The sequence below is a fragment of the Halomonas alkalicola genome, from assembly GCF_030704205.1.
GTDB classification, from domain to species: domain Bacteria; phylum Pseudomonadota; class Gammaproteobacteria; order Pseudomonadales; family Halomonadaceae; genus Halomonas; species Halomonas alkalicola.
Genome location: NZ_CP131913.1, coordinates 125,817 through 150,049 on the forward strand (window position 1 = coordinate 125,817; position 24,233 = coordinate 150,049).

Annotated in this window: 24 protein-coding genes and 1 pseudogene; 11 read left to right on the top strand and 14 right to left on the bottom strand. The window is 67.5% G+C overall.

The window, feature by feature from the left end:
- Positions 1 to 27: 27 nt before the first annotated feature.
- Complete coding sequence (gene metH / locus B6N23_RS00670) at positions 28 to 3,741, bottom strand: methionine synthase (RefSeq protein WP_305501212.1); 3,714 nt, start codon at positions 3,739 to 3,741, stop codon at positions 28 to 30.
- A gap of 299 nt (positions 3,742 to 4,040) precedes the next feature.
- On the opposite strand from metH, the gene nfuA reads away from it, so the two are divergent.
- A complete protein-coding gene (gene nfuA, locus B6N23_RS00675; RefSeq protein WP_305501214.1) occupies positions 4,041 to 4,631 on the top strand; it encodes a Fe-S biogenesis protein NfuA in 591 nt (196 codons plus the stop codon).
- Between the two features lie 206 nt (positions 4,632 to 4,837).
- Here the strand turns inward: nfuA and B6N23_RS00680 are convergent, their stop codons facing one another.
- Positions 4,838 to 5,866, bottom strand: a complete 1,029-nt coding sequence (locus tag B6N23_RS00680) for a DNA-binding protein (RefSeq protein WP_305501216.1) — start codon at positions 5,864 to 5,866, stop codon at positions 4,838 to 4,840.
- A 277-nt stretch (positions 5,867 to 6,143) separates the two neighbouring features.
- Here B6N23_RS00680 and B6N23_RS00685 point away from each other — a divergent pair, with 277 nt between their 5' ends.
- From B6N23_RS00685 to B6N23_RS00705, 5 genes are all read left to right on the top strand, one after another.
- Entirely contained in the window at positions 6,144 to 7,292 is a 1,149-nt protein-coding gene (locus B6N23_RS00685) for a tyrosine-type recombinase/integrase (RefSeq protein ID WP_305503899.1), read from the top strand.
- A gap of 24 nt (positions 7,293 to 7,316) precedes the next feature.
- Positions 7,317 to 7,613 (top strand): type II toxin-antitoxin system HigB family toxin, encoded by a 297-nt coding sequence (locus B6N23_RS00690; RefSeq protein ID WP_305501218.1) that lies wholly within the window; start codon positions 7,317 to 7,319, stop codon positions 7,611 to 7,613.
- Positions 7,613 to 7,999: a helix-turn-helix domain-containing protein gene (locus tag B6N23_RS00695; protein WP_305501219.1), complete on the top strand. Its 387-nt coding sequence runs from the start codon at positions 7,613 to 7,615 to the stop codon at positions 7,997 to 7,999. Before B6N23_RS00690 ends, B6N23_RS00695 begins: the two co-directional genes overlap by 1 nt.
- A 27-nt stretch (positions 8,000 to 8,026) precedes the next feature.
- Entirely contained in the window at positions 8,027 to 8,452 is a 426-nt protein-coding gene (locus B6N23_RS00700) for a SufE family protein (RefSeq protein WP_305501221.1), read from the top strand.
- A 76-nt stretch (positions 8,453 to 8,528) separates the two neighbouring features.
- The gene (locus B6N23_RS00705) at positions 8,529 to 10,094 is read left to right on the top strand and encodes a Fic family protein (protein WP_305501223.1); all 1,566 of its coding nucleotides are present in this window, start codon (positions 8,529 to 8,531) and stop codon (positions 10,092 to 10,094) included.
- Positions 10,095 to 10,132: 38 nt separating this feature from the next.
- Here the strand turns inward: B6N23_RS00705 and yidD are convergent, their stop codons facing one another.
- The 6 genes from yidD to B6N23_RS00735 form a co-directional block, all read right to left on the bottom strand.
- Positions 10,133 to 10,480 (bottom strand): membrane protein insertion efficiency factor YidD, encoded by a 348-nt coding sequence (gene yidD, locus B6N23_RS00710; protein ID WP_305501225.1) that lies wholly within the window; start codon positions 10,478 to 10,480, stop codon positions 10,133 to 10,135.
- 2 nt (positions 10,481 to 10,482) lie between these two features.
- Positions 10,483 to 10,929, bottom strand: coding sequence for a phosphoribosyl-AMP cyclohydrolase (gene hisI, locus B6N23_RS00715; RefSeq protein ID WP_305501227.1), 447 nt, complete (start codon positions 10,927 to 10,929; stop codon positions 10,483 to 10,485).
- Positions 10,930 to 10,973: 44 nt separating this feature from the next.
- Complete coding sequence (locus tag B6N23_RS00720) at positions 10,974 to 11,417, bottom strand: transcriptional repressor (RefSeq protein ID WP_305501229.1); 444 nt, start codon at positions 11,415 to 11,417, stop codon at positions 10,974 to 10,976.
- Between the two features lie 67 nt (positions 11,418 to 11,484).
- Positions 11,485 to 12,483, bottom strand: coding sequence for an alpha-L-glutamate ligase-like protein (locus B6N23_RS00725; RefSeq protein WP_305501231.1), 999 nt, complete (start codon positions 12,481 to 12,483; stop codon positions 11,485 to 11,487).
- Positions 12,480 to 13,985: a UUP1 family membrane protein gene (locus B6N23_RS00730; RefSeq protein ID WP_305501233.1), complete on the bottom strand. Its 1,506-nt coding sequence runs from the start codon at positions 13,983 to 13,985 to the stop codon at positions 12,480 to 12,482. Before B6N23_RS00730 ends, B6N23_RS00725 begins: the two co-directional genes overlap by 4 nt.
- Positions 13,986 to 14,033: 48 nt before the next feature.
- The gene (locus tag B6N23_RS00735; protein WP_305501235.1) at positions 14,034 to 14,870 is read right to left on the bottom strand and encodes an ATP-dependent zinc protease family protein; all 837 of its coding nucleotides are present in this window, start codon (positions 14,868 to 14,870) and stop codon (positions 14,034 to 14,036) included.
- 290 nt (positions 14,871 to 15,160) lie between these two features.
- Here B6N23_RS00735 and B6N23_RS00740 point away from each other — a divergent pair, with 290 nt between their 5' ends.
- Positions 15,161 to 15,748, top strand: coding sequence for a DUF3833 domain-containing protein (locus B6N23_RS00740; protein ID WP_169958351.1), 588 nt, complete (start codon positions 15,161 to 15,163; stop codon positions 15,746 to 15,748).
- Positions 15,749 to 15,792: 44 nt separating this feature from the next.
- On the opposite strand, the gene B6N23_RS00745 is transcribed toward B6N23_RS00740, so the two are convergent.
- From B6N23_RS00745 to gorA, 4 genes are all read right to left on the bottom strand, one after another.
- Complete coding sequence (locus B6N23_RS00745) at positions 15,793 to 16,188, bottom strand: ectoine synthase (RefSeq protein WP_169958352.1); 396 nt, start codon at positions 16,186 to 16,188, stop codon at positions 15,793 to 15,795.
- A gap of 90 nt (positions 16,189 to 16,278) precedes the next feature.
- Positions 16,279 to 17,544, bottom strand: a complete 1,266-nt coding sequence (gene ectB / locus B6N23_RS00750) for a diaminobutyrate--2-oxoglutarate transaminase (RefSeq protein WP_305501238.1) — start codon at positions 17,542 to 17,544, stop codon at positions 16,279 to 16,281.
- A gap of 91 nt (positions 17,545 to 17,635) precedes the next feature.
- Complete coding sequence (ectA, locus tag B6N23_RS00755) at positions 17,636 to 18,214, bottom strand: diaminobutyrate acetyltransferase (RefSeq protein WP_169958354.1); 579 nt, start codon at positions 18,212 to 18,214, stop codon at positions 17,636 to 17,638.
- Between the two features lie 282 nt (positions 18,215 to 18,496).
- Positions 18,497 to 19,876: a glutathione-disulfide reductase gene (gorA, locus tag B6N23_RS00760; protein ID WP_305501240.1), complete on the bottom strand. Its 1,380-nt coding sequence runs from the start codon at positions 19,874 to 19,876 to the stop codon at positions 18,497 to 18,499.
- Positions 19,877 to 20,041: 165 nt separating this feature from the next.
- Here gorA and can point away from each other — a divergent pair, with 165 nt between their 5' ends.
- Positions 20,042 to 20,689 (top strand): carbonate dehydratase, encoded by a 648-nt coding sequence (can, locus tag B6N23_RS00765; protein ID WP_305501242.1) that lies wholly within the window; start codon positions 20,042 to 20,044, stop codon positions 20,687 to 20,689.
- Here the strand turns inward: can and B6N23_RS00770 are convergent.
- The gene (locus B6N23_RS00770; protein WP_302138223.1) at positions 20,686 to 21,165 is read right to left on the bottom strand and encodes a cytochrome c; all 480 of its coding nucleotides are present in this window, start codon (positions 21,163 to 21,165) and stop codon (positions 20,686 to 20,688) included. The two genes, can and B6N23_RS00770, sit on opposite strands and share 4 nt — an antisense overlap.
- 141 nt (positions 21,166 to 21,306) lie before the next feature.
- Between B6N23_RS00770 and B6N23_RS17005 the strand changes: the two are divergent.
- The 3 genes and pseudogenes from B6N23_RS17005 to B6N23_RS00780 form a co-directional block, all read left to right on the top strand.
- A pseudogene (locus B6N23_RS17005) lies at positions 21,307 to 21,693 on the top strand (Xaa-Pro dipeptidase); the annotation flags it as partial.
- Positions 21,694 to 21,971: 278 nt separating this feature from the next.
- Positions 21,972 to 22,610, top strand: a complete 639-nt coding sequence (locus tag B6N23_RS17010) for a M24 family metallopeptidase (protein ID WP_369424776.1) — start codon at positions 21,972 to 21,974, stop codon at positions 22,608 to 22,610.
- Between the two features lie 7 nt (positions 22,611 to 22,617).
- Positions 22,618 to 23,652, top strand: a complete 1,035-nt coding sequence (locus tag B6N23_RS00780) for a hydrolase (protein ID WP_302138226.1) — start codon at positions 22,618 to 22,620, stop codon at positions 23,650 to 23,652.
- Between the two features lie 28 nt (positions 23,653 to 23,680).
- On the opposite strand, the gene msrA is transcribed toward B6N23_RS00780, so the two are convergent.
- The gene (gene msrA, locus B6N23_RS00785; RefSeq protein WP_305501246.1) at positions 23,681 to 24,211 is read right to left on the bottom strand and encodes a peptide-methionine (S)-S-oxide reductase MsrA; all 531 of its coding nucleotides are present in this window, start codon (positions 24,209 to 24,211) and stop codon (positions 23,681 to 23,683) included.
- Positions 24,212 to 24,233 lie beyond the last annotated feature (22 nt).

Sequence of the window (24,233 nt, forward strand, 5' to 3'; positions counted from 1 at the left end):
GCGGGCCCCTGGGCGGCTGGCGACCGATCAGGCCGGGTCGTAGGAGAGCACCGGCGAGAGCCAGCGCTCCATCTCGTCCAGGGCCATGCCCTTGCGGCTGGCCAGTGCCTCGACCTGGTCGCGGGTGATCTTGCCGGTGGAGAAGTACTTCGACTGGGGGTGCGAGAAGTACCAGCCGGCCACCGCGGCGGCGGGCCACATGGCGAAGCTCTCGGTGAGCGTAAGGCCGCTGTTGGCCTCGGCGTCGAGCAGCCGGAAGAGGGTCGCCTTCTCGGTGTGGTCCGGGCAGGCCGGGTAGCCGGGGGCGGGGCGGATGCCCTGGTACTTCTCGGCGATCAGCGCCTCGTTGTCCAGCGTCTCCTCCGGCACGTAGCCCCAGATCTCCTTGCGCACCCGCTCGTGCAGGCGCTCGGCGAAGGCCTCGGCCAGGCGGTCGGTGAGCGCCTGGACCATGATGGCGTTGTAGTCGTCACCGGCGGCCTTGTAGCGCTCGGCCAGCTCCTCAACGCCATGCCCGGCGGTGACCGCGAAGCCGCCGATCCAGTCGGGCTTGCCGCTCTCTTTCGGGGCGATGAAATCGGCCAGGCTGTAGCAGACCCCATCGCGATTCTTGGTGGTCTGCTGGCGGATATGGTGGAGCCGCTCGATCACCACCTGGCGCGACTCGTCGGCGTAGACCTCGATGACGTCGTCGTCGACGCTGTTGGCCGGCCAGAGGCCGATCACCCCGCGGGCCTGCACCAGCTTCTCGTCGATCAGCCGGGCGAGCATCGCCTGGGCGTCGCGGAACAGGTTGCGCGCGGCCTCGCCCACCACCGCATCGTCGAGGATCTTCGGGTACTTGCCGGCCAGCTGCCAGCTCATGAAGAAGGGGGTCCAGTCGATGCGCTCGACCAGCTCCGTGAGATCGTACTCCTCGAACACCGTGAGGCCGGTGACGGCAGGCCGGGGCGGGGTGTAGCTGGTCCAGTCGATGACGAACTTGCGCGCGCGGGCCTCGGCATAGCCGAGATCGGCGGCCTTGGGGCGACGCTTGGCGTTGCGCTCGCGGACCTGCTCGTATTCGCTGCGGATCTCGGCCACATAGGCCTCCTTGAGACCGGGCGAGAGCAGCTTGCCGGCCACGCCCACGGCGCGGGAGGCATCGGGCACATAGACCACCGGGTGCTCGTAGCCGGGCTCGATCTTGACCGCGGTGTGGGCCTTGGAAGTGGTGGCGCCGCCGATCAGCAGCGGGAGGCTGAAGCCCTGGCGCTGCATCTCCTTGGCCACGTGCACCATCTCGTCAAGCGACGGGGTGATCAGCCCGGAGAGGCCGATGATGTCGGCATTTACCTCCCTGGCGGTCTGCAGGATCTTCTCCGCGGGCACCATCACACCGAGGTCGATCACCTCGTAGTTGTTGCACTGGAGCACCACGCCGACGATGTTCTTGCCGATGTCGTGGACGTCGCCCTTGACCGTGGCCATGACGATCCTGCCCTTGGCCTGGCCGTCGCCCTGGGCCAGCTCGCGCTTCTCCGCCTCGATGAAGGGGATCAGGTAGGCCACCGCCTGCTTCATGACCCGGGCCGACTTCACTACCTGGGGCAGGAACATCTTGCCGGCGCCGAAGAGGTCGCCGACCACGTTCATGCCGTCCATCAGCGGTCCCTCGATCACCTCGATGGGGCGCGCCGCCTCCTGGCGCGCCTGCTCGGTATCCTCCTCGATATGGGCGGTGATCCCCTTGACCAGGGCGTGCTCGATGCGCTTGTTGACCGGCCAGGAGCGCCACTCCAGATCCTCCTTCTTGGCCGCACCGCCACCGTCGCCCTTGTACTTCTCGGCCAGATCCACCAGCCGCTCGGTGCTGTCGGGGCGACGGTTCTGGACCACGTCCTCCACCGCCTCGCGCAGCTCCTCGGGCAGATCGTCGTAGACCGCCAGCTGGCCGGCGTTGACGATGCCCATGGTCAGCCCGGCGCGAATGGCGTGGTAGAGGAATACCGAGTGGATCGCCTCGCGCACCGGGTTATTGCCCCGGAAGGAGAAGGAGACGTTGGAGACGCCGCCGGAGACCATGGCGTGGGGCAGGTGCTCGCGGATCCAGCGGGTGGCGTCGATGAAGTCCACGGCGTAGTTGTCGTGCTCCTCGATGCCGGTGGCGATGGCGAAGATGTTGGGGTCGAAGATGATGTCTTCCGGCGGGAAGTCGAGTTCATCCACCAGGATGCGGTAGGCCCGTTCGCAGATCTCGGTCTTGCGCGCGAAGGTGTCGGCCTGGCCGGTCTCGTCGAAGGCCATCACCACCACGGCGGCGCCGTGGCGGCGACAGATGGTGGCCTGCTCGCGGAAGGCCGCCTCGCCCTCCTTCATGGAGATCGAGTTGACCACCGCCTTGCCCTGCACGCACTTCAGGCCCGCCTCGATGATCTCCCACTTGGAGGAGTCGATCATGATCGGCACCCGGGCGATGTCGGGCTCGCCTGCGATCAGGTTCAGGAAGCGCACCATCGCCTCCTGGGACTCGAGCATGCCCTCGTCCATGTTGATGTCGATCACCTGGGCGCCGTTCTCGACCTGCTCGAGGGCTACCTCCAGGGCGGTGGTGAAGTCCTCCTCCACGATCAGCCGCTTGAAGCGCGCCGAGCCGGTGACGTTGGTGCGCTCTCCGACGTTGACGAACAGGGAGTCGGCGGCGATGTTGAAGGGCTCGAGGCCCGACAGGCGGCAGGCCCTGGCGATCTCTGGCACCCGGCGCGGAGCCACGCCGTGGATGGCCCGGTGGATGGCCGCGATATGCTCGGGCGTCGAGCCGCAGCAGCCGCCGATGATATTGACCAGGCCGCTCTGGGCGAATTCGGCGACGATGGTCGCCATCTCCTCGGGGGTCTGGTCGTACTCACCGAACTCGTTGGGCAGGCCGGCATTGGGGTGAGCGGAGACGAAGGTGTCCGCCTTGGTGGAGAGCTCCTCCACATAGGGGCGCAGCTCCTCGGCCCCCAGCGCGCAGTTGAGGCCCACCGAGAGGGGACGCGCATGGCGCACCGAGTTCCAGAAGGCCTCGGTGGTCTGGCCGGAGAGGGTGCGGCCGGACGCATCGGTGATGGTGCCGGAGATCATCACCGGCAGGCGCTCCCCGCGATCCTCGAACAGCTCCTCCAGGGCGTAGATCGCCGCCTTGGCGTTGAGCGTGTCGAAGATGGTCTCGATCATGATCAGGTCGCTGCCGCCCTCTATCAGCGCCTCGGCCGCCTCGTAATAATTCTCGCGCAGGGCGTCGAAGGTGACGTTGCGCTTGGCCGGGTCGTTGACGTCCGGCGAGAGCGAGGCGGTGCGCGAGGTGGGGCCCAGCACCCCGGCCACGTAGCGGGGCACGCCGGTCTCGGCGGCCACGGCGTCACACGCCTGACGCGCCAGGCGGGCCGCCTCGCGGTTGAGCTCGACTACCAGCGCTTCCATGCCGTAGTCCGCCTGGGAGAGCCGGGTGCTGTTGAAGGTGTTGGTCTCGACGATGTCGGCACCGGCTTCGAGGTACTCGCGATGGATGCGCGCGACCAGCTCCGGGCAGGTGAGCACCAGCAGGTCGTTGTTGCCCTTGAGGTCGGAGGGCCAGTCGATGAAGCGCTCGCCGCGGAAATCGGCTTCGGACAGGCCGGCATTCTGCAGCATGGTGCCCATGCCGCCATCGAGCATGAGGATGCGCTCGTTGAGGCTGTCGATGAGGGAAGCGGTCTGAGCGGTGGGAAGGGCGGCCATGGGCAGGTCTTGTCTCCAGCGAAAGTCGCATCCAGGGGCAGGGCCGCACGGACGCCTCGGGGCGTCTTCTGCCTGCTGCAGCGCTCCGGTAGAGCCGGCGGTGTCAGTCAGGGGCGGCCAGGGATGGCGGCCCATGTTACCAAAAGGCGCGCCCAAAGGCAGGCCGTTGCGCAAAGACCCACCAATTCACTCGGGATTGTCAGTTCCGGCCCGCTGTCTTACCATGGGAGACAGTCAATCCCCGACGCGCGGCCTGCCGAGGGAACGCACCAGGCCGCAGCCCGACCAGCGAGAACACCATGAGCAACCCGATCCAGATCACCGACAGCGCCCAGGACTACCTTGCCGAGCTGCTCGAGAAGCAGAACGTCGAGGGCATCGCCGTGCGCATCTTCATCACGCAGCCCGGCACCCCCTACGCCGAGACCTGCCTGGCCTACTGCCGCCCCGGTGAGGAGGAGCCGACGGACGAGCATCTCGAGCTGCCCAAGCTCGGGGTCTACCTGGACAAGAACAGCCTGCCGTTTCTCGAGGAGGCGGTGGTCGACTTCAACAAGGATCGCATGGGCGGCCAGCTCACCATCAAGGCGCCCAACGCCAAGATGCCCAAGGTCAACGCCGACAGTCCGCTGGAGGATCGCATCAACTACATCCTCTACAGCGAGATCAACCCCGGCCTTGCCGCCCACGGCGGCGAGATCAAGCTGATCGAGCTCACCGAGCAGCAGGTGGCGGTGCTGGCCTTCGGCGGCGGCTGCCAGGGCTGCGCCGCGGTGGACCTGACCCTCAAGGAGGGCGTCGAGAAGACCCTCATGGAGCGCATTCCGGAGCTGGCCGGCATCCGCGACGTGACCGACCATACCGACACCACCAACGCCTACTACCGCTAGGCTCTGCCCGAAAACTGGCTGCGCTCGACCATACGGCGTTAAAAATCAGCTCGTGCGCGAGTCCGATCAAAGTACTCATTTACACCCCGTAAACTCGCGCGCGAGCCCGGTCCGTCTTTTCGCTGATTTTTGCCTTGTCTGACCTTCGCTCGCCGACGTTTCAGGCAAAGCCTAGGCAGGCCGGGCGGGCAGGCGCCCGCCCTCGGCTATTTCTCTGAAGGCTCCGCCATGGCGGGGCCTTCGTCGTTGTCGGCCTCCTCCTCGCCGTCGGGCGTCGGCGGGGTCTGCCACAGGCAGCGGTGGAGCTGCTGCTCCAGGTCGCGCAGGCGGCGGGCCTGCTCCTCGAGCAGGCGCTTCTGCTCGTCGATGCGCGCCTGCAGCAGGGCCTGCTCGTGCTGGCGGGTGTCGGCGAGAGTCTCGGCCTGGCGGCGCGCCCAGTCGGTTTCCCGGTGCTGCTTCTCCTCCTCGGCCAGGCGCCCGCGGGCCTCCTGCAGCTGCTGCTCCAGGCGCTCCAGGCGGACCGCGATCTGCTTCTCCCGATCCGCGGCGGTCTTCTCGCCGGCCAGGCGTTCCTGGCGCGCCTCGTCCAGCAGCCCCATCAGCCGCGCTTCGGCGCTCTCGTGGCGCTGCTCCTCCCGGGCCAGGCGCTCGCGCTGCGCCGCCTCCAGGGTCTCCATGGCCTGCTGGTGCTCCCGGCCCTGCTGGGCCATCTCGCCGCGGATCCGCTCGAGCAGCCCCTCAAGCTCGGCGTGGCGGGTCTCCAGGCGGTGACCCTTCTCGATGAGCTGTTCCCGCTGCGCCTCGCTGCGGGCCAGGGCCGTGCTGCGCTCCTCCAGGCGCTGCTCGGTGCTGGCCAGGTGGGCCGCCAGGGCCGATTCCCGCTGCTCGGCGTCCTCGGCCTGGCGGCGCGCCTCGGCCACCGCCTCGTCGGCCGCCGCGATGCGACGGTCTGCCTCCTCCCGGTAGTGGGCGAGGGCCTCGTTGGCACTCTCCTGGGCCCTGTGCCACAGCGCCTCTGCCAGCTCCTGCAGGGCCGCCGGCATGCCGCGGGGCGGCGGCACGTCGCGGTTCTCGTCGCGCCGCTGGCGCCACTCGCGCAGATGATCGCTGATGGTGGTGAAGCTGCCGGTGCCCAGCACCTCGCGCACCTTCTGCACGCTGGGCGCCTCGCCCCGTGCCAGCAGGTCATCGATCGCCCGCTGCACGTCCTCGTACTGCACGCCGGTGCGCGCCATATCGCCTCTCCTTGCTCTGCTCTCGCCTGTGGGCCACCTCGAGATGGGGCGCGGCCGCAAGCGCCGATGGGGCGCAGCATATCCTGTGGAGGGGTGAAAGGGAAGATAATTACATAATACGTTATACGTAATTTATGATATGAAATAGGTGATAAAAGCAAGATTACGCGGCTTATCTTGATTTTATATGCATGGAGTCGGGATACTGTGGCGCAAGGACTAGCAGAAGGGGAAAGGGGTGGATCGCCAGACCCGTGACGAGACGAGCAGCGAGCTCCTGCCCGCGCCGGCAGGGGAGCTGCTTCCCGCCTTACCCGCCGGGCACAGCGCCCATATCAGTGCTCGCAGCGACGCGGAGGCGGTGGGGCTGTGGCTGGCCGAATATCGGGCCAGCCCGCAGACCCGGCGCGCCTACCGCCGCGAGGCCGAGCGGCTGCTGCTGTGGCTGGCGGAGCAGGGGCTCGCGCTCGGCGAGGTGCGGCGCGACCATCTGGATGCCTTTGAGGCCTTCCTGGCCGACCCGCGCCCGCGGGAGCGCTGGGTCGGGCCGCCCAGGCCGCGCCACGCCGATGACTGGCGGCCCTTTCGCGGGCCACTGGCCCCCGCCAGCCGGCGCCAGTCCCTGGTGATCCTGCAGGGCATGTTTGCCTGGCTGGCCGAGGCCGGCTGGGTGGCCCACAACCCCTTCCGGCTGATGCGCGACAAGCGCCGGCGGCTCGACAACCGCCAGGGAGGCATCGAGCGCTACCTGGAGCGCCCGCTGTGGGCGTGGTTCTGGTCCTGGCTGGACCGGCCGGTGGAGGAGAGCGCTTCACCCAGGCAGCGCTACGAGTGGCAGCGTCGCCGCCTGGTGTTCGGCTTCGCCTACCTGCTGGCCCCGCGGGTCGGCGAGATGAGCGCGGCGCGCATGGGGGACTTCCATCGCCGCGAGGGTCGCTGGTGGTGGCGGGTGACGGGCAAGGGCGACAAGACGGCGACCATTCCGGTGCCGCCCGACATGGTCACGCTGCTCACGGCGTGGCGCCGCACGCTGGGGCTCGCCGCCGAACCGCTACCGGACGACGCCACGCCGGTGCTGCGCTCCCTGGACGGCCGGCGCGGCCTTGGTGACAACCGGCTTTATCGGGTTATCCGCGAGGCGTTCGGCGAGGCCGCCGAGGCGCTGGAGGCTGAGCAGGGAGAGGAGGGCAGGCCATGGGCCATGCGGCTGCGCGCCGCCACCCCCCACTGGCTGCGCCACACCGCGCTGACCCATCAGGCCCAGGCCGGGGTGGAGCTGCGGTACCTGGCCGCTACCGCACGCCATTCGCGGCTCGACACCACGGCGCGCTACCTCCACGCCGAGGATGAGGCCTGGCACCGCCAGCAGGCGCGCCACGGCCTGATCACCTCAATCCCCCTTGACTCCCCAGGTGGGAGCTCATAGGATTCTCCCAAAAAGGGAGGTTGCGTGAGAGTCATCGCGAAGCGCACGCTGAGGGAGTTCTGGGAACAGGGGTTCGAGGATGCCAGGACGCCGCTCACCGAATGGCACAACATGATGCTGAAGGCGTCCTGGCTGACGCCGCAAGAGCTGAAAGCCGAGGTTCGCACGGCAAGCATCCTCAAGGGAGGGCGTGTCGTCTTTAACATCGGGGGCAACAAGTACCGCGTGATCGTAGCGATACGCTATGCCCAGCAGATCGCCTGGGTGCGCTTCGTGGGCACTCATGCCCAGTACGACAAGGTTGATGCGGAGACTATCTGATGAATATTCAGCCTATCCATGATGATGCCGATCTTGAACGCACCTTCGCCCGCATGGAGCAGCTCTGGGCCGCCGAAGATGGCACTCCGGAGGCCGATGAGCTGGAGGTGCTCTCTATCCTGATCGAGAAGTACGAGGATGAGCACTATCCTATCGCCCCCTCGGATCCCATCGAAGCGATCAAGTTTCGTATGGAGCAGCAGGGTCTGACTCAGCGAGACCTCGAGCCCTATATCGGCTCGAGTGGCCGTGTGTCCGAGGTGCTTAATCGCAAGCGGACGCTGAGTCTCAACATGATCAGGCGCCTGCATGAGGGGCTGAAAATTCCCTACGAGAGCCTGCTGGCAGAGCCCAAAGCGGACGCACACGGCACCCAGCCGATATAATCGCCGCCTTTAGCACAAGGAGCCCCCATGACGACCGAAGCCACCGCCGAGCAGGCGCAGCAGGCGCTGATCGAAGAGTTCGAGATGTTCGACAACTGGATGGACCGCTACCAGTACATCATCGACATGGGTAAGGCGCTGCCAGACTTTCCCGAGGCGTGGAAAAGCGACGAGCTGAAGATCCAGGGCTGCCAGTCCAACGTCTGGATGCGCCACGAGCGCCGCGGTGACGCCATCCACTTCGACGCCATCTCCGATGCCGCCATCGTCTCCGGCCTGATCGCCGTGCTGATGCGCATCTACAGCGACCGGCCCGCCGCCGAGATCCGCGACACCAGCCCCCACTTCCTGGCGGACCTGGGCCTCGATAAGCACCTCTCGCCGACCCGCAGCAACGGCCTGCACGCCATGCTCAAGCGCATCTACGAGGTGGCCGAGCAGGAAGCCGCCTGAGCCAAGAGCCCGCTGCAATAATCATTTTTATAGAGCAGGGGCTAAAAATAATCGTTTTTTACGAGAGATAATCGTTTTGGCAAAGCTTGGGCCACGGAAAACGGATGACGAAGTCGGCTACGCCTGGTTAGCGTTGACCTATGGCGTGGAGGCTGTCCAGCCCTTTGCGGTCCAGAGTCGTATCGGCCGTGCTCGCCATACGCTGGAGCACGAAGGGCGCCGCAGCGAAACTTACCTGGAGAGCATGCGGCCGCCAGCGACGCTTTCCGGCCACCTCACCTTTGCCCTCAAGCATGAAGGCGTGCATCTCGAGTTCCTGGCACGACTGTTTCAGAAGCTGCCCCCCGAGAGCCTGTCCGAATGGGTTAGTAGCGAACCTACCGGGCAGTACGCCCGCCGGGCAGGCTTCCTATATGAATGGTTGACGGGGGCGCGGCTGGATATCGCCGAGACCGGGGGGAATTACCGGGATGCCCTGAGCCCCATCGACTATGTAACGGCCAGGCATCCGAAGCGTAACCGGCGGTGGCGTATCAACGACAATCTCCCAGGCTCACGGGACTACTGCCCCATGGTCCGGCGCACTCCGAGCATTGAGCGGTCGCGTGACTATGATATTCGTCACCAGCTGGAAAGCATGGAAGGAGAGTTCGGCGCAGACATCCTCCGCCGCAGTGCCGTCTGGTTGACCATCAAGGAGAGTAGGGCGAGCTTCATCATCGAACATGAAGGCGACCACCAGGGGCGTATACAGCGTTTCGCCTCCGCTATGGAGGCTTATTGCGGGCAGTGGGAAGACCCACTGGCACCCGAAGCATTGAGCGAACTCCAAGGCGCCATTCTCGGCCTTGCCACCATCCGCCCAGGAGTGCGCCGATCTCCCGTCTTTGTGGGCAGTCGCTCCGTTGCCCAAGGGGCTGTCGTACACTATGTATGCCCTCCTTGGGAATGGGTACCCAGCCTGCTGAACGGACTGAATGTCTTTCTCGAGTCGACAGCTCGGGAAGACGCCATCATCAGGGCGGCGGTGGCCAGCTTTGGCTTTGTCTTCATACACCCGCTGGCAGATGGCAACGGGCGAATCTCACGTTTCCTGATCAACGATATACTGAGACGCGACGGCGCCGTGCCCGAGCCCTTCATTCTGCCTGTCTCAGCGGCAATCACTTCGTCGTCTATGCGCCGCATCGAATATGACCGAGTGCTGGAGCGCTATTCACGCCCTCTGATGCGACACTACTCTGACGCTGTCAGCTTCCTCAGCAGGCCCTTGCCTTACCCCGACGGGATTGAATCCGACTTTTCTTTTTCGGCCTATGAGGCGGCAGGACCTGCCTGGCGGTATCCCGACCTGACCGATCAGGTCGAATACCTTGAAGAGATCGTGCGCTACACCCTGGAACATGAGATGCATCAGCAGGCGGCCATTCAGAGGGCCTGGTACGTGACGCGCGAGGCGGTCAAGGAGTGGGTAGAGGGACCAGACGAGCATATGGACCGGATTATTCGAGCCATTCGACAGCACGGTGTTGTTAGCGGAAAGCTGCGCCGCGACTTTCCGGTCCTGAATAATGACACTCTGGCTCAGCGACTGGAGGGCATCGTGGCCGATGGCTTTGCCGGCCTCGACCAGAGCGAGTAGCTCCAACCGTCTGGTCGGACGTGTTGCGGGAGAAGGTGTTAACGGTGACGGCCAACGTCGTGCCGCGGGCGGAAGTTCTCGTCCAGCTCAGGGTCCTCGCGGCACAGTCGTTCGCTGGGCCCGCCCGGCACCGGGTCGATGCCGCCCTCGCAGCCGGGGTGGCAGCGCACGATACGCCGCGCCGCCATGACGCCCCCCCTGAGGGGGCCGTGCACCTGAATCGCCTCTACCGTGTAGTGGGAGCAGCTCGGCCAGTAGCGACAGCGAGGCCCCAGCAGCGGGCTCAGGGTGACCTGGTAGACCCTCACCAGAGCGATCATCAGCCAGGCCATGCCCCGGCGCAGGGCGCGCAGCAGGCGGACCAGCCAGGCGGCGAGGCAGGGCATCGCTATCCCTTGCCGCTGCCGTAGAGGGTGTCGGGATCGATCAGCGGTTCCGCGGTGATGCGCGCCTCGTCGTTCTCCAGGGCCACATAGAAGCAGCTGCGCCGACCGGTGTGGCAGGCCGGACCGGTCTGCTCCACCTGCAGCAGCAGGGTGTCGCCGTCGCAGTCCAGGGCAGCGCTCTTCAGGTGCTGCTGCTGACCGGAACTCTCTCCCTTGCGCCACAGTTTCCCCCGCGAGCGGGACCAGTAGCAGACCCGGCCGGTGTGCAGGGTCTCCTCCAGCGCCTCGCGATTCATCCAGGCCATCATCAGCACCTCGCCGGAGTCATGCTGCTGGGCGATGGCGGGAATCAGGCCGCTCTCATTGAAGCCCACGGCATCGAGGATCTCGGTCAGAGGGTGGCGGCTGTCGCGGGGGGCCCGTTCGAGGGCCTTGAAGGGTTCGCTCATGGTCGGTCCGGCAGGCAGTGGTGGAAAGGGGCAGGGTGGCCGGCTCAGGGCGCGGTATGGCACGCCTCGCAGTGGCCGAGCAGTTCGATGGTCTGGCGCTCCACGCGGAAGCCCAGGTCACGGGCCCGCTGCGAGAGCTGGGCATTGACGTCATCAAGGTGCAGCTCCTCGACCCGCCCGCAGAGCCGACAGATCAGCAGCTGGAAGCCATGGGTATGCTCCGGGCAGGGGCAGGCCACATAGGCGTTGAGCGATTCGATGCGGTGCACCAGGCCCTGGTCGATCAGGAATTCCAGGGCGCGGTAGACGGTGGGCGGGCGGGCGGCGGCATGCTCCTCGGCCAGGCGGTCGAGCAGATCATAGGCCTTGAGGCCGCCGGAGGCCTCGGCGATCATCTCCAGCACCCGTCGCCGGATCGGGGTGAAGCGCACGCCGCGCTGCTGGCACTGCTGGGCGGCCTGGTCGAGCAGGGCGCGGGAGTCTGACATGACGACCGTCGTGTGGCGAAATGGAAGGCCTATTCTACGCGCCGCACCGCGGCCCGGCCAGCCGCTGTCAGACGGCCTCGGCCGTCGTCTCGGCGGTGGGCTCGAGTTCGCTGCGTCTGGCGAAGTGGCGTTGGGCGAAGGCCACACGCGCCTCGGGGGAGGCGCCCGGGGCCTGGCGCTCGATCAGGTCGAGCCGGCGGCGCAGCCCCTCGCCGTTGGCCATCTGGATGGCGAGCCCCGGGCGGGCGTTGAGCTCCAGCAGCATGGGCCCCTGGTCGCGGTCCAGCACCATATCGGTGCCGAGGTAGCCAAGCCCGGTCATTTCATAGCAGCCGGCGGCCAGCAGCAGCAGGGTGCGCCAGTCGGGGATATGCAGGCTGGCCAGTTCGTGGCCGGTATCCGGGTGGTCGACTCGGATGCGATCGAACTGCACGCCGCGGATGGCGGTGCCGGTGGCGATGTCCAGCCCCACCCCCACGGCCCCCTGATGGAGGTTGGCCTTGCCATCCGAGGCCGCGGTGGAGAGCCTCATCATCGCCATCACCGGGTAGCCCAGGAAGACGATGACGCGGATATCGGGCACCCCCTCGTAGGTGTACTCTGAGAGCCGCTCGTCGAAGTTGATCAGCGCCTCGACCACCGCCACGTCGGGCGAGCCGCCCAGGGAGTAGAGCCCCGAGAGGATATTGGAGGTGTGGCGCTCGATGTCCTCCAGGGTGAGCCGGGCGCCACTCGGCTTGACGAAGGCGCCGCCGTCGACGTGGTCAATCACCAGGATCCCCTTGCCACCGCTGCCCTTGGCCGGCTTGATCACGAAGCCGTTGTGGCCGCGCAGCATCTCATCGAGGTGCTTGACCCCGAACTGGGTCGTCACCGTGCCGATCAGCGCCGGCGTGGTGATGCCGTACTTCTGGGCCAGCAGCTTGGTCTTGAGCTTGTCGTCCACCAGCGGGTAGAGGCGCCGGGCGTTGTAGCGGCCGATGTAGCGGATGTTGCGCCGATTCATGCCGACGATGCCCTTCAGGCGCAGCTTTTCCGGGGTGGTCCAGTTCAACATGGCGCTCAATCCTCGGTCACGGGCTTGAAGCGGCGCAGCTCGAGCAGCCGGTAGCCGGTGTAGTTGCCGAGCAGCAGGATCAGCGCCATCAGGATCAGCTGCACCCCCAGGAAATTGAAGGTGATGTGGCGCACCCAGGGGTTGTTCATGGCCAGGTAGGCGAGGACCGCGGTGAGCAGGCTGCCGCCGCCCTGGATCAGCACCTCCTTGGGTCCTTCCTCCTCCCAGAGGATCGACATGCGCTCGATGGTCCAGGAGAGGATGATCATCGGGAAGAAGGTGATGGTCAGACCCGCGTTGAGGCCGAAGCGGTAGGAGAGCACCGAGAAGAGCGAGATGATCGCGATCACCGTGATGATCACCGCCGAGACCCTCGCCACCAGCAGCAGGTTGAGGTAGGAGAGGTAGTTGCGGATCACCAGGCCCACCGCCACCACCAGCAGGAAGCCCACCAGGCCGGTGATCAGGGTGGTCTGGATGAAGGCCAGCGCGATCAGCACCGGCATGAAGGTGCCGGAGGTCTTGATGCCCACCAGGATCCGCAGCAGCACCACCACCAGGGCGCCGATGGGGATCAGCAGGATGGTCTGGAACAGCGCCTGCTCCTCCAGCGGCAGGCTGTGGATGGAGAAGTTGAGCAGGGTGTCCTCGGCCATCTGGCTGCGCACCGCGGCCGCCGCCGGCTGGTTGCGGTTGAGCATCGAGAAGGTGACCCGGGAGTTGGTGCCGCCCTGGACCTCCAGCACCGCCTGACCCGAGGACTCCCACAGCAGCAGGTTGTCCGGGCGGCCCTGTTCGCCGGTGACGGGATTGAACAGGGTCCAGCGGTCGCCGTCGAACACCTGGACCCACTGGCTGAGGGACTGGCGGCGACGGCCATCCTCCAGCAGCAGGCCGCTGACCTCCCGGGCCGGCACGCCGGCCTGGTTGAGCAGGCGCACCAGCAGCGGGCCGCGCTCGAACTGGGGCAGCAGCAGGCGCGAGTTCTCGCCCTGGCGCTCGTCGCCGAAGTCGCGGATCAGCTCCCGGGCGAAGGTGAAGGCATCGGCGCTGCGGTTCCAGGCGCGTTCGATCACCTGGGTCGCCGCGGTGTCGTAGGGGCGCTCCCAGACGATGTCGCGGCGCAGCTCAGGCGGCTCGACCTCCGGGGAGCTGGCGTTCGGGGTCGCCAGCATCTGGGTGGTGTAGTAGAGCTGCTGGCTGCCGGAGGCCTCGCGAATCGACCACTGGGCGCGACGCCCGCCGTTCTCCTCCAGGAAGGCCAGGCCGTAGCCGGGCGAGGCGGTGTGCTCGGTGAGCAGCCGATACGCCTGTTGATGGGACGGCAGCGCCATGTTGACCAGCACCGGCCCTCCCTGGGCGGTGAAGTTGACCAGCGCCTCGACCTCCCAGACCTCGCGCTGTTCGCCGGGGGTCCAGGGGACTTCGAGGGTAATGTGACGGTGCACGCTGAGGCCGATGCCGGTCAGCAGCAGCAGGCCGACCAGCAGATAGAAGGGGAGTCGTGACATGGGGCTTCCTTGGCGAGATCAGTACGAGACGGGGCCGGGCAGGGCGCCTCAGCGCTCCTCGTCTTCCCGATCGTTCTCGTCGGCTTCGGCCTCGTCGGCCGGGCGGCCGCCGGGGAACTGGGGGCGCTCGTGCAGGTAGGTCTCCGCGACATCGATCATCGCGATGTCCATCAGGAATCGCCGGCCGAGCAGCACCGGGTAGTTGAGGTGAGTACGGTCGTTGAGGGTGAACTCCACGGACTCGCGGATCGGCCCCAGGGTCATCATCAGGCTGACCACCGGCCGAGTTCCCTCGCCGAAGGCCTGCACGATCCGCACCCGGCGCTCCACCGGCGCCTCGATCCACTCGTCGCGCACGCCGTCGACCACCACGTCATCGTCGGTGAGCCCCAGCTTGAAGCGCACCCAGTTGGCGCCGTCGCGCTCGAACCGGGTGATCTCGCTGGCCGAGAGCGACGAGGTGTTGGCGCCGGAATCGACGCGCGCCTTCAGGTAGGTGCCCACATCGGGCAGGCCGATCCACTCGCTGCGACCGACCACGGTCTTGCCGCCCATGGCAGGCTCGACGGTGGCGCACTCCTGGGGAATCAGGGTCGGCTCGCCATCGGTGCGCTCCAGGCGCTCGATATCGGCGCGCAGGTGGCGCACCAGGCTGCCGACCTCGCGCACGTCGTCCACCAGGGTGTCCTGGCGGCGGGCCTGTTCACCGAGCTGCGCCTGCTGCAGCTCGCACTGGGTGGCGAGGTTGGCCTCGAGCCGGTCGATGCGCAGCGCGAACTCTTCCGGGCCCAGCACGGGGTCAGGTTCCGGCTGATGGGTCAGGGCGCAGCCGGAGAGCAACAGGCCGAGGGAGAGGGCTCCGGTGAACAGCAGGGGTCGGGACATGGGACAGGAATGTTCCTTGTAGCGGTCGCGTGATGATAAGGAGTCGCCGGTCGGCTTGTCCAACCGGGGAGGGCCAGAGGGCGTGAAGATTCAAGCAAAAAGGGTGAAAAAGTGTCACCGAGGGCGGGATGGCTCCGCTGGCATCTACCTTATTTAACATAATATACATTATGCGCACTTCAAGGTGCCGTGAGCGAGGTAGCCGTCTCAACCGGTGTTTCCGCTGGCCGCCGGACCTTTCCGGGGCTAGGATGACAATATCTCTACCAATGTTATACGAGTAAATATCAATGTATCGAAAAATCCGCTCTCATTCGCTGGCACTGCTCCTGCTGGCCCTGCCTCTTCTGCTGGCCGGCTGCAGCAGCGTGGATATCGAGCGCTATGCGGGCACGACGCCGGAGCTCGATATCGGCGAGTATTTCGAGGGACGCACCCGGGCCTGGGGCATGGTCCAGGACTATCGCGGCGAAGTGCAGCGGCGCTTCGTGGTCGACATCGACGGCGAGCATGACGGTACCACCCTGGTGCTCGACGAGCACTTCGTCTATGACGACGGCGAGACCGACCGCCGGGTCTGGACCTTCGAGCGCCAGGGTGACGGTCGCTGGGTCGGCAGCGCCAACGACGTCGAAGGCCCCGTGGAGGCACGCCAGGCGGGCCACGCCTTCACCATGACCTACCGGCTGCCGGTGGAGGTCTCGGGCCGCGAGATCACCTTCACCATGGAGGACTGGATGTTCCTGCAGCCCGACGGGCGCCTGCTCAACCGCACCGACATGAAGAAGTTCGGCGTCACCCTGGCGCGCATCACCATCGTCTTCGAGCGCCTCGACGATGCCTCGGGTAGCCTTGACGCAGACGCCCCCGACACCTGAGGTGCCGGGGGCGTCATCATGCGACCGGGCGCGCAGGCCCCGGCTCAGCCTTCGTCGGCCGGCGCGTAGGAGCCATCCTCGCGATGGACCTCCTTGCCGGAGAGGCCCGGCGTGAACACGCAGGCCAGGTGCATGGTCTTGTGGGCACGCAGCAGGTGCTCGTCGTGCTGGTCGAGGATATAGATGTCGCCCGGCTTGATCGGCCAGATCTTGCCGTCGGCCAGGGTCTCCACCTCGCCTTCCCCTTCGATGCAGTAGACCGCCTCGAAGTGGTGCTTGTAGTGGATATGGGTCTCGGTACCCTCGTAGATCCGAGTGATATGGAAGGAGCAGTTGCCACCGTCGTCGGCCAGGCTCAGACGGGTGCTGTCCCAGTTGCCGTTCTCGGCCTTGACCAGGCGGTCGGTCTTGCGGCACTCCTCGAGATTGCGAACGATCATATGATGTCTCCGTAATAGATCCTGTCCGATCGGGCGCTCTTGCGCCCGACCGCCGGTGTCACCTGCGAGGCTCCCCCGCAGAGCAGCCTATCAGCTCAGCGCCTGACGCGCGCTCTCCTCGAGGATGGCCAGGCCCTGCTCCAGGTCCTCGTCGGTGATGGTCAGCGGGCAGAGACACTTGACCACTTCGCCATCCTGGCCGCTGGTCTCGATGACCAGGCCGTTCTCGAAGGCCTGGTGGGTGATCTTGTCGGCGATCTCGCCGGTGCCCACATCGATGCCGCGCATCAGGCCGCGGCCGCGCACGCTGGCCTCGATGCCCTGGGTGCCGAGCCAGGCGGCGATCTTGGCGAAGCGCTCGGCAACGACCTCGCCCTTGCGCTGGACGTCGCGCTCGAAGGCATCGTCGCGCCAATAGTGGTTCAGGGCGGCGGCGGCGGTGGTGAAGGCCAGCGCGAAGCCGCGGAAGGTGCCGTTGTACTGACCCGGCTTCCAGGCGTCGAGCTCCGGGCGCATCAGCACCTGGGCGAACGGCAGGCCGAGGCCCGAGAGGGACTTGGAGTTGGTGACGATATCGGGCACCACGCCGGCGTGTTCGAAGCTGAAGAACTTGCCGGTGCGGCCGCAGCCCGCCTGGATGTCATCGACGATCAGCAGGATGTCGTGGGCGCGGCAGATCTGCTCCAGGCGCTTGAGCCATTCGGGGCTGCAGGCGTTGATGCCGCCCTCCCCCTGCACGGTCTCGACGATCACGCCGGCCGGCACGTCGAGGCCGCCGGACTTGTCGGTGAGCAGCTTCTCGAAGTAGTCCAGGGTGTCGGTGCCGTCACCCAGGTAGCCATCGTAGGGCAGGAAGGTGCCGCCCACCGTCGGCACGCCGCCGGTGGCCTCGCGGAACTTGCGGTTGCCGGTGGTGGCCAGCGCCCCCATGGTCACGCCGTGGAAGCCGTTGGTGAAGGTGACGATGTTGTGGCGACCCTTGGCGTTGCGCGCCAGGCGGATGGCCGCCTCGACGGCGTTGGTACCGGTGGGCCCGGGGAACTGCACCTTGTAGTCCAGCCCGCGGGGCTTGAGGATCACCTCCTCCAGGGTCTCGAGGTAGTGGCGCTTGGCCTCGGTCCAGAAGTCCAGGCCGTGGATGATGTTGTCCTCGGCCAGGTAGTCGAGCAGCGCCTGCTTGATCTGGGGATTGTTGTGGCCGTAGTTGAGGGTGCCGGCACCGGCCAGGAAGTCGATGTACTCGCGGCCATTCTCGTCGGTGAGGCGCGCATTCCTGGCCCGGGTGAAGACCACCGGGAAGGAGCGTGAGTAGGTCCGGACTTCGGATTCCATGCGTTCGAGGATCTGGGTCTGCATTGGCGACCTCCTGTCGGTAGGTGAGTAGCGGAAAAAAGGCGTGCGCATGCCGTGACCGGTCACGAGACCGGCCAGGCGTCACGATGGGGGATCAGATGCGATCGGTCTGGAAGGGGCCGATGCGCACCAGGTTCTCCGGGTCGTGCTCCCCACCGAGCTGGTCGGTGGAGAAGTACTCGCGGCTGTTGAGCGGCGCCTGCCAGCGATCGGCGAGGCGGCGGAACAGCCCCCAGGAGGCCTGGTTGTCGGGGGTGATGGTGGTCTCGAGGTGATGCACCTCGGCCAGTTCGGGGCGTGACATGACAGCCTCGACCAGGCGGCGGGCCAGCCCGGTGCCGCGGGCCTTCTCGCCCACCGCCACCTGCCACAGGAAGTAGGTATCCGGGGCGTTGCTCTTCACGTAGCCGGAAACGAAGCCGACGATCTCGCCCTCCTCGTCGGTGGCCACCGCGCAGCTGTCGCGGAACTGGGTGGCCAGCAGCAGGTAGGCATAGGCGGAGTTGACGTCCAGCGGAGGACAGGACTTGACCAGCTCGTAGATGCCCCAGCCGTCATCGGGGTTGGGCTTGCGGATGAAGAGCGAGGTGCTCTCGGCGCCGACCACCGCATCGGCCACGCTCGGGCGGGCCAGGTCGGCGGAGGGAGTGAAGGGCTCGGTTGTTGTCATCATGGGCAGGTTCGCTGTGCGAATTTGGGAAGGATTATACCAGCGGCGGGCGATAATTCAAATCTGGGGTTATTTTCCACGCCATTATCTATAACGAAAAATTATGCAATGCGCGCTGCCGGCAGCGAAACCGCCTGCCAGGGCCAGGGGAGCCGTGCCTTTCCGCCTATCGCGCCCTCCTCCCCTGCAGTCTAGTCCAGCCCGCTGTGTTAGGTGCTGCCACCCAAACGCCATCGGGCCACCCGAAGGTGGCCCGATGGCGTGGTGAACCGAGGTGAAGAAGGCTCAGCGCCGCGTCGGCGTACGCAGGGTGACGAACTCCTCGGCGCCGGTGGGGTGGATGCCCACGGTGGCGTCGAAATCGGCCTTGGTAAGGCCCGCCCGCACGGCGATGGCGATGCCCTGGATCACCTCCCCGGCCTCCTCGCCCACCATATGGGCGCCCACCACCACGTCGCTTTCGTCATCCACGATAAGCTTCATCAGGCAGCGCTCCTGGCTGCCCGAGAGGGTGTGCTTCATGGGGCGGAAGTCGGTGACGTAGACGCGGATCTCGCCGCACTGCTCGCGGGCCTGCTCCTCGGAGAGCCCCACGGTGCCGATGTTGGGATGGCAGAACACCGCGGTGGCAATGTTGCGGTAGTCCAGAGGGGCCGCCGGCGGGGTGTCGCCGAAGTGGTGGGCCACCAGGTGCATCGCTTCGGCCAGGGCCACCGGGGTCAGCTCGAGGCCGCCGGTGACATCGCCGAGCGCCAGGATTGAGGGCACCGAGCTCTCGAAGCGGTCGTTCACCGCGACGTGGCCGCTCTCGGTGAGTTCGACCCCCAAGGCATCGAGGCCGAGTCCCGCCAGATGCGGTCGGCGCCCGGTTGCGGCCAGCACGGCGTCCACCTCCAGCACCTCGCCGCTGGTCAGGGTCACCGCCAGGCCGCCCTCGACCCGTTCGATGCGCTCGATGTTGGTCTCGAAGTGGAGGTTGACCCCCTTGGCGGCCATCTGGTCGCGGGTGAACTCGCGAACCTGCTGGTCGAAGCCACGCAGGAACAGCTCGCCGCGATAAACCAGATGGGTCTCGCTGCCCAGGCCGTTGAAGATGCTGGCAAACTCCACGGCGATGTAGCCGCCTCCCAGCACCAGGAAGCGCTCGGGGAAAGCATCGAGATCGAACACCTCGTTGGAGGTCAGAGCCAGGTCGCTGCCCGGGAACTCCGGCACGAAGGGCCAGCCGCCCACCGCTACCAGGATCTTCTCGGCACGGTGGGTCTCGCCGGCCACCTCGACGGTGTGGGCATCGAGGACCCGGGCGCGCCCGTTGATCAGGCGGACCCCGGCACCCTCCAGCAGGCGCCCGTAGATGCCGTTGAGGCGCTTGATCTCGCCGACCTTGTTGTCGCGCAGGGTCGCCCAGTCGAACTGCGGCGTCTCGCCGAGCTGCCAGCCGAAGCCAGCGGCGTCCTCGAAGGCGTCGTGGAAGTGGGCGGCGTAGGAGTAGAGCTTCTTGGGCACGCAGCCCACGTTCACGCAGGTGCCGCCGAGATAGCGATCCTCGGCCACGGCGACCCGGGCGCCGCTGGCCGCGGCGGTACGCGCCGCCCGCACGCCGCCGGAGCCGGCGCCGATCACGAAGAGGTCCCAGTCGTAGTGGGAGTCGGTAGGCTCGGACACGAGATTCTCCTGTTGCTGGGGGCCCTGGGCCCGATACGTCGTGGCGGCATGATAACAGCCGGCCCCCGGCCCCGGCAGGCGGCGATTTGACCCAGTGCGTCTCGACCGGGTAAAAACCTCCGCCAACGGTCGCACGGCCCCTGCACCTTGATAAGAGCCCCCGCCATGAAGAAGGAAATCCACGGCCTGCTGGAGAACAACCGCCTTTGGGCCGAGAAGGTCTGCCGTGACGATCCGGAGTTCTTTGCCCGCCTCTCCCGGCAGCAGAACCCCGACTACCTGTGGATCGGCTGCTCCGACAGCCGCGTGCCGGCCAATCAGATCATCTCGCTGCCGCCCGGCGAGGTCTTCGTGCACCGCAACGTCGCCAACCTGGTGCACCACAACGACCTCAACGCCCTCTCGGTGCTGCAGTACGCCGTCGAGGTGCTGGGGGTGCGCCATATCATGGTGGTGGGCCACTACGGCTGTGGCGGGGTGAAGGCCGCGGTCACCGGTGGCGATCACGGCATGGTGGACATCTGGCTACACTCGGTGCGCGAGCTCTACAGCCGCCACCGCGAGGCGCTGGCGTCGCTCTCCCTGGACGACCAGGTGAACCGCATGTGCGAACTCAACGTCGAGGCCCAGGTGATGAACCTGTGTCGCACCAAGATCATCCAGTACGCCTGGCAGCGTGGCCAGGAGGTCTCGGTGCACGGCTGGGTCTACGGACTGGCGGACGGCCGGGTCAAGGATCTCGCCTGCAGCATCCCAGGCCTCGACCAGATCGAGGCCCTCTACCGCATCGAGGGGCTCTCCCCGGCCGGCTAGTAGCGATAGCGGCGGTGGCAGCTGCGGCAGGTCAGGCTGAGATCGGAGAGCTCCCGGGTCGCCAGGCGGTAGTCCTCCGCCTCGGCGGCCTCGCGCAGGGCCGCGACCCGCTCCTCCAGGGCCGTGAAGCCCGCCTCGAACTCCTCCCACTCCTCCCAGATGCGCGCGCGGGCCTCGGAGCCCCGTCCGTGGCTGCCCTCGATGAAGGCGGGCAGCAGGTGCGCGCCGCTGGCGAACTCGGCGAGTTCCGCCAGGCGCGGCTCGGCGCCGCGGGCGTCCCGGTTGTTGACCAGGTCGAAGCGCAGCTGGCGCACCAGGCGCTCGATGCCCTTGAGCTCCTCGCGGCGCCAGGTGACGGCCTCGCGCGGATCCTCGAAGCGGGGCCCCTCCCCGTTCGGCGACTCGGCCTGCAGCGGACCGGCCAGCGCCACGCCTGTCGCCAGGACGGCCATCAGCGATTTCCGCAGCATCAGCATCTTGTTCCTCCCCGTGTGAGTCATGCGCTGCGCATGATGCCAGTCGCACCGCGTCATGTCTGCCCTGCCCGTCTTACCTGAGGGGCGCTACAATGCGACCAGGCAGCGCATCGGCTCACCTCCCTGCCAGGATCCGACCCCATGACCGAACGTGATCGCCAGCAGCACGCCCATCTGAGCGCCCTGACCCAGGCCTACGCCGAGGTGCTGGGGGCCCAGGGGTTCGACGGCGTGCTGCTCTACAGCGGCCGGCCGGCCCGCCATTTCGGCGATGACCAGCATGCCAGCTTCACCGCCTATGGCCACTTCGTGCACTGGACCGGCCAGGCGCAGCTGGCCCACAGCTGGCTGCTGATCCGCCCGGAGGAGCCGCCGACCCTCTATCTGCATGCCCCACAGGACTTCTGGCACCTCCCCGCCGAGCTGCCCGAGGAGCCCTGGGTCGCGAGCCTTCGGGTGGAGAGGTGCAAGACGACCGAGCCCCCGTCGCTGCCCCCCGGGCGCTTCGCGGTGCTGGGGGACCTCGACAGCGGGATGGCAAGGGCGCTAGGCGCCGAAGCCAATCCCCCGGGCCTCGTGGCCGCGCTCGACGAGCGCCGGGTGTGCAAGAGCGACTACGAGGTGAGCTGCCTGCGCGAGGCCAACCGCCGTGCCCTGGCCGGCCACCTGGCCGCGCGGGAGGCGTTCGAGGCAGGCGGCGCCGAGCTCGATATCCAGCTGGCGTACCTGGCCGCGGCCCGCCAGCGCGAGAGCGAGCTGCCCTACCCCAACCCCCCAACATCGTCGGGCTCAACGCCCACGCCGGGGTGCTCCACTACCAGCACTACGACACGGCGCCGCCACCGGTACGGCACAGCCTGCTACTGGATGGCGGCAGGCGCTTCCGGGGCTACTGCGCCGACATCACCCGCACCTGGGCCGGCCCCGCGGCGGCGCCCGAGTTCGCGCCGCTGATCGAGGGCGTCACCGCGCTGCAGCAGCGGCTGATCGCCGGGCTCGCCCCCGGGGTGAGCTACGTGGGCCTGCACGCGCGGATGCACGAGGAGCTCGCGGCACTGCTGGTGTCCCACGGCCTGGTGGCGGCCTCGCCCGAGGCAGTGCTGGCGAGCGGCTTGACCCGCGCCTTCTGCCCCCATGGGCTCGGCCACCTGCTCGGCGTGCAGGTCCACGACGTGGCCGGCCGGGTGAGTGCCGACGGTGAGCCACTGCCGCCCCCGGCCGAACATCCGGCGCTGCGCCTCACCCGGGAACTGGAAGCCGGCATGGTGGTCACCATGGAGCCGGGGCTCTATGTCATCCCCATGCTGCTGGAGGCCCATCGCCACCGGACCGAGGTGAACTGGGGTCGGGTGGAGCGCCTGGCGGACCACGGTGGCATCCGCATCGAGGACAACGTGCTGGTGACCGCCGAGGGCCCGGACAACCTCACTCCCCAGGAGGCGTGAGCCCGCTATGACCGGTCAGCTGCATCGCGCCGACTTCGTCCCTCCCGCGGGGCTGGCCAACCGCCACGTCCAGACCCTGCTGCCCCGCCTGCTGCCGCGGCGCCATCTGCCGCATCGCTGGGAGACCCTGACGCTGCCGGATGGCGACTTCGTGGAGCTGGCCTGGGTGGCGCCGGGTCCCACGGCCCCGGACGCGCCTCTGTTCCTGCTCTTCCACGGCCTGGAGGGCTCCTTCGACTCCCCCTATGCCCGCGAGCTGCTGGCCGCGGCCGACGCCCTGGGCTGGCGGGCGGTGCTGATGCACTTCCGCGGCTGCGGCCGTCGGCCCAACCGGCTGCCGCGGGCCTACCACAGCGGCGACACCGCCGACGCCTACTGGCTGATCGGCCAGCTGGCCCACCGCTACCCCCGCGCCCTCAAGGTGGCCGCGGGGGTCTCGCTGGGCGCCAACATGCTGGTCAAGCTGGTGGCCGAACAGGGGGGCGACGGCCTCGACCTGGCCGGCGCCATCGCCATCAGCGCCCCGCTGGATCTCGCCGCCAGCGCCGACTGCCTGCAGCGCGGCTTCGCCCGGGTCTACGAGCGCCACCTGCTCGCCTCGCTCAAGGCCAAGACCGCCGGCCGGCTGAGTGACTTCCCGCTGGCGCTCGATGGTGAGCGACTCGGGCGGCTGCGCACCCTGCGCGACTATGACGACGCCGTGACTGCGCCGCTGCACGGGTTCCGCGACGCGGCGGACTACTACCGCCGCGCCTCGGCGGGCCGCTGGCTCGGCGAGCTGGAGTTGCCGACCCTGATCCTGCATGCCGAGGATGATCCCTTCATGCCCGGAGACCTGTTCGAGCGGCTGCCGCCCCCGGGGGCGGCGGTGCGGGTCGAGCTGGCCCGCCAGGGTGGCCATGTGGGCTTCATGGAGTGGCGCGAGGGGCGACTGCGCTCCTGGCTGGCGCGCCGGGTGAGCCGCCAGCTCGAGGACTGGGCGCCGACCTTCGCCGGCCGGCCTCGTCGCCTGGCCGCCGAGAGCGAACCCCCCGGTCGCTGAGGGCTACCCTCGGCGGCAAGGGTGGCCCTCAGCCCTTGAGCCGGTGGCCGAAGTGCTGTGCCAGCTTGTGACGCTTGGGGGGAATCACGTACTGGCAATAGGCATTGCCGGGGCTCTTCGTGAAGTAGTCCTGGTGATAGTCCTCGGCGGGATGGAACACCGCCAGGGGGGCCACCTCGGTGACGATGGGGGCCGCGTAGTCGACCGCCAGCGCATCGATCATCTCCCGCGCCTCCCGGGCCTGGTCCTCGTCCAGGGTGTAGATCGCCGAGCGGTACTGGGTACCCACGTCATTGCCCTGGCGGTTTGGCGTGGTGGGGTCATGCAGGGCGAAGAAAATCATCAGCAGGTCGCGAAATCCGATCACCGCCGGGTCATAGGTCAGCTCGACCACCTCGGCGTGGCCGGTGGTGCCGCGGCAGACCGCCTCGTAGGTCGGCGCCGGGTCATCGCCCCCGGCATAGCCGCACACCACCTGCTCCACGCCCTCCACCAGGCGGAAGCTGGCATCCAGGCACCAGAAGCAGCCGCCGCCCAGCACGCAGGTTTCCATCGCCATCGTCTCGTCCCTCCCGGGTTGT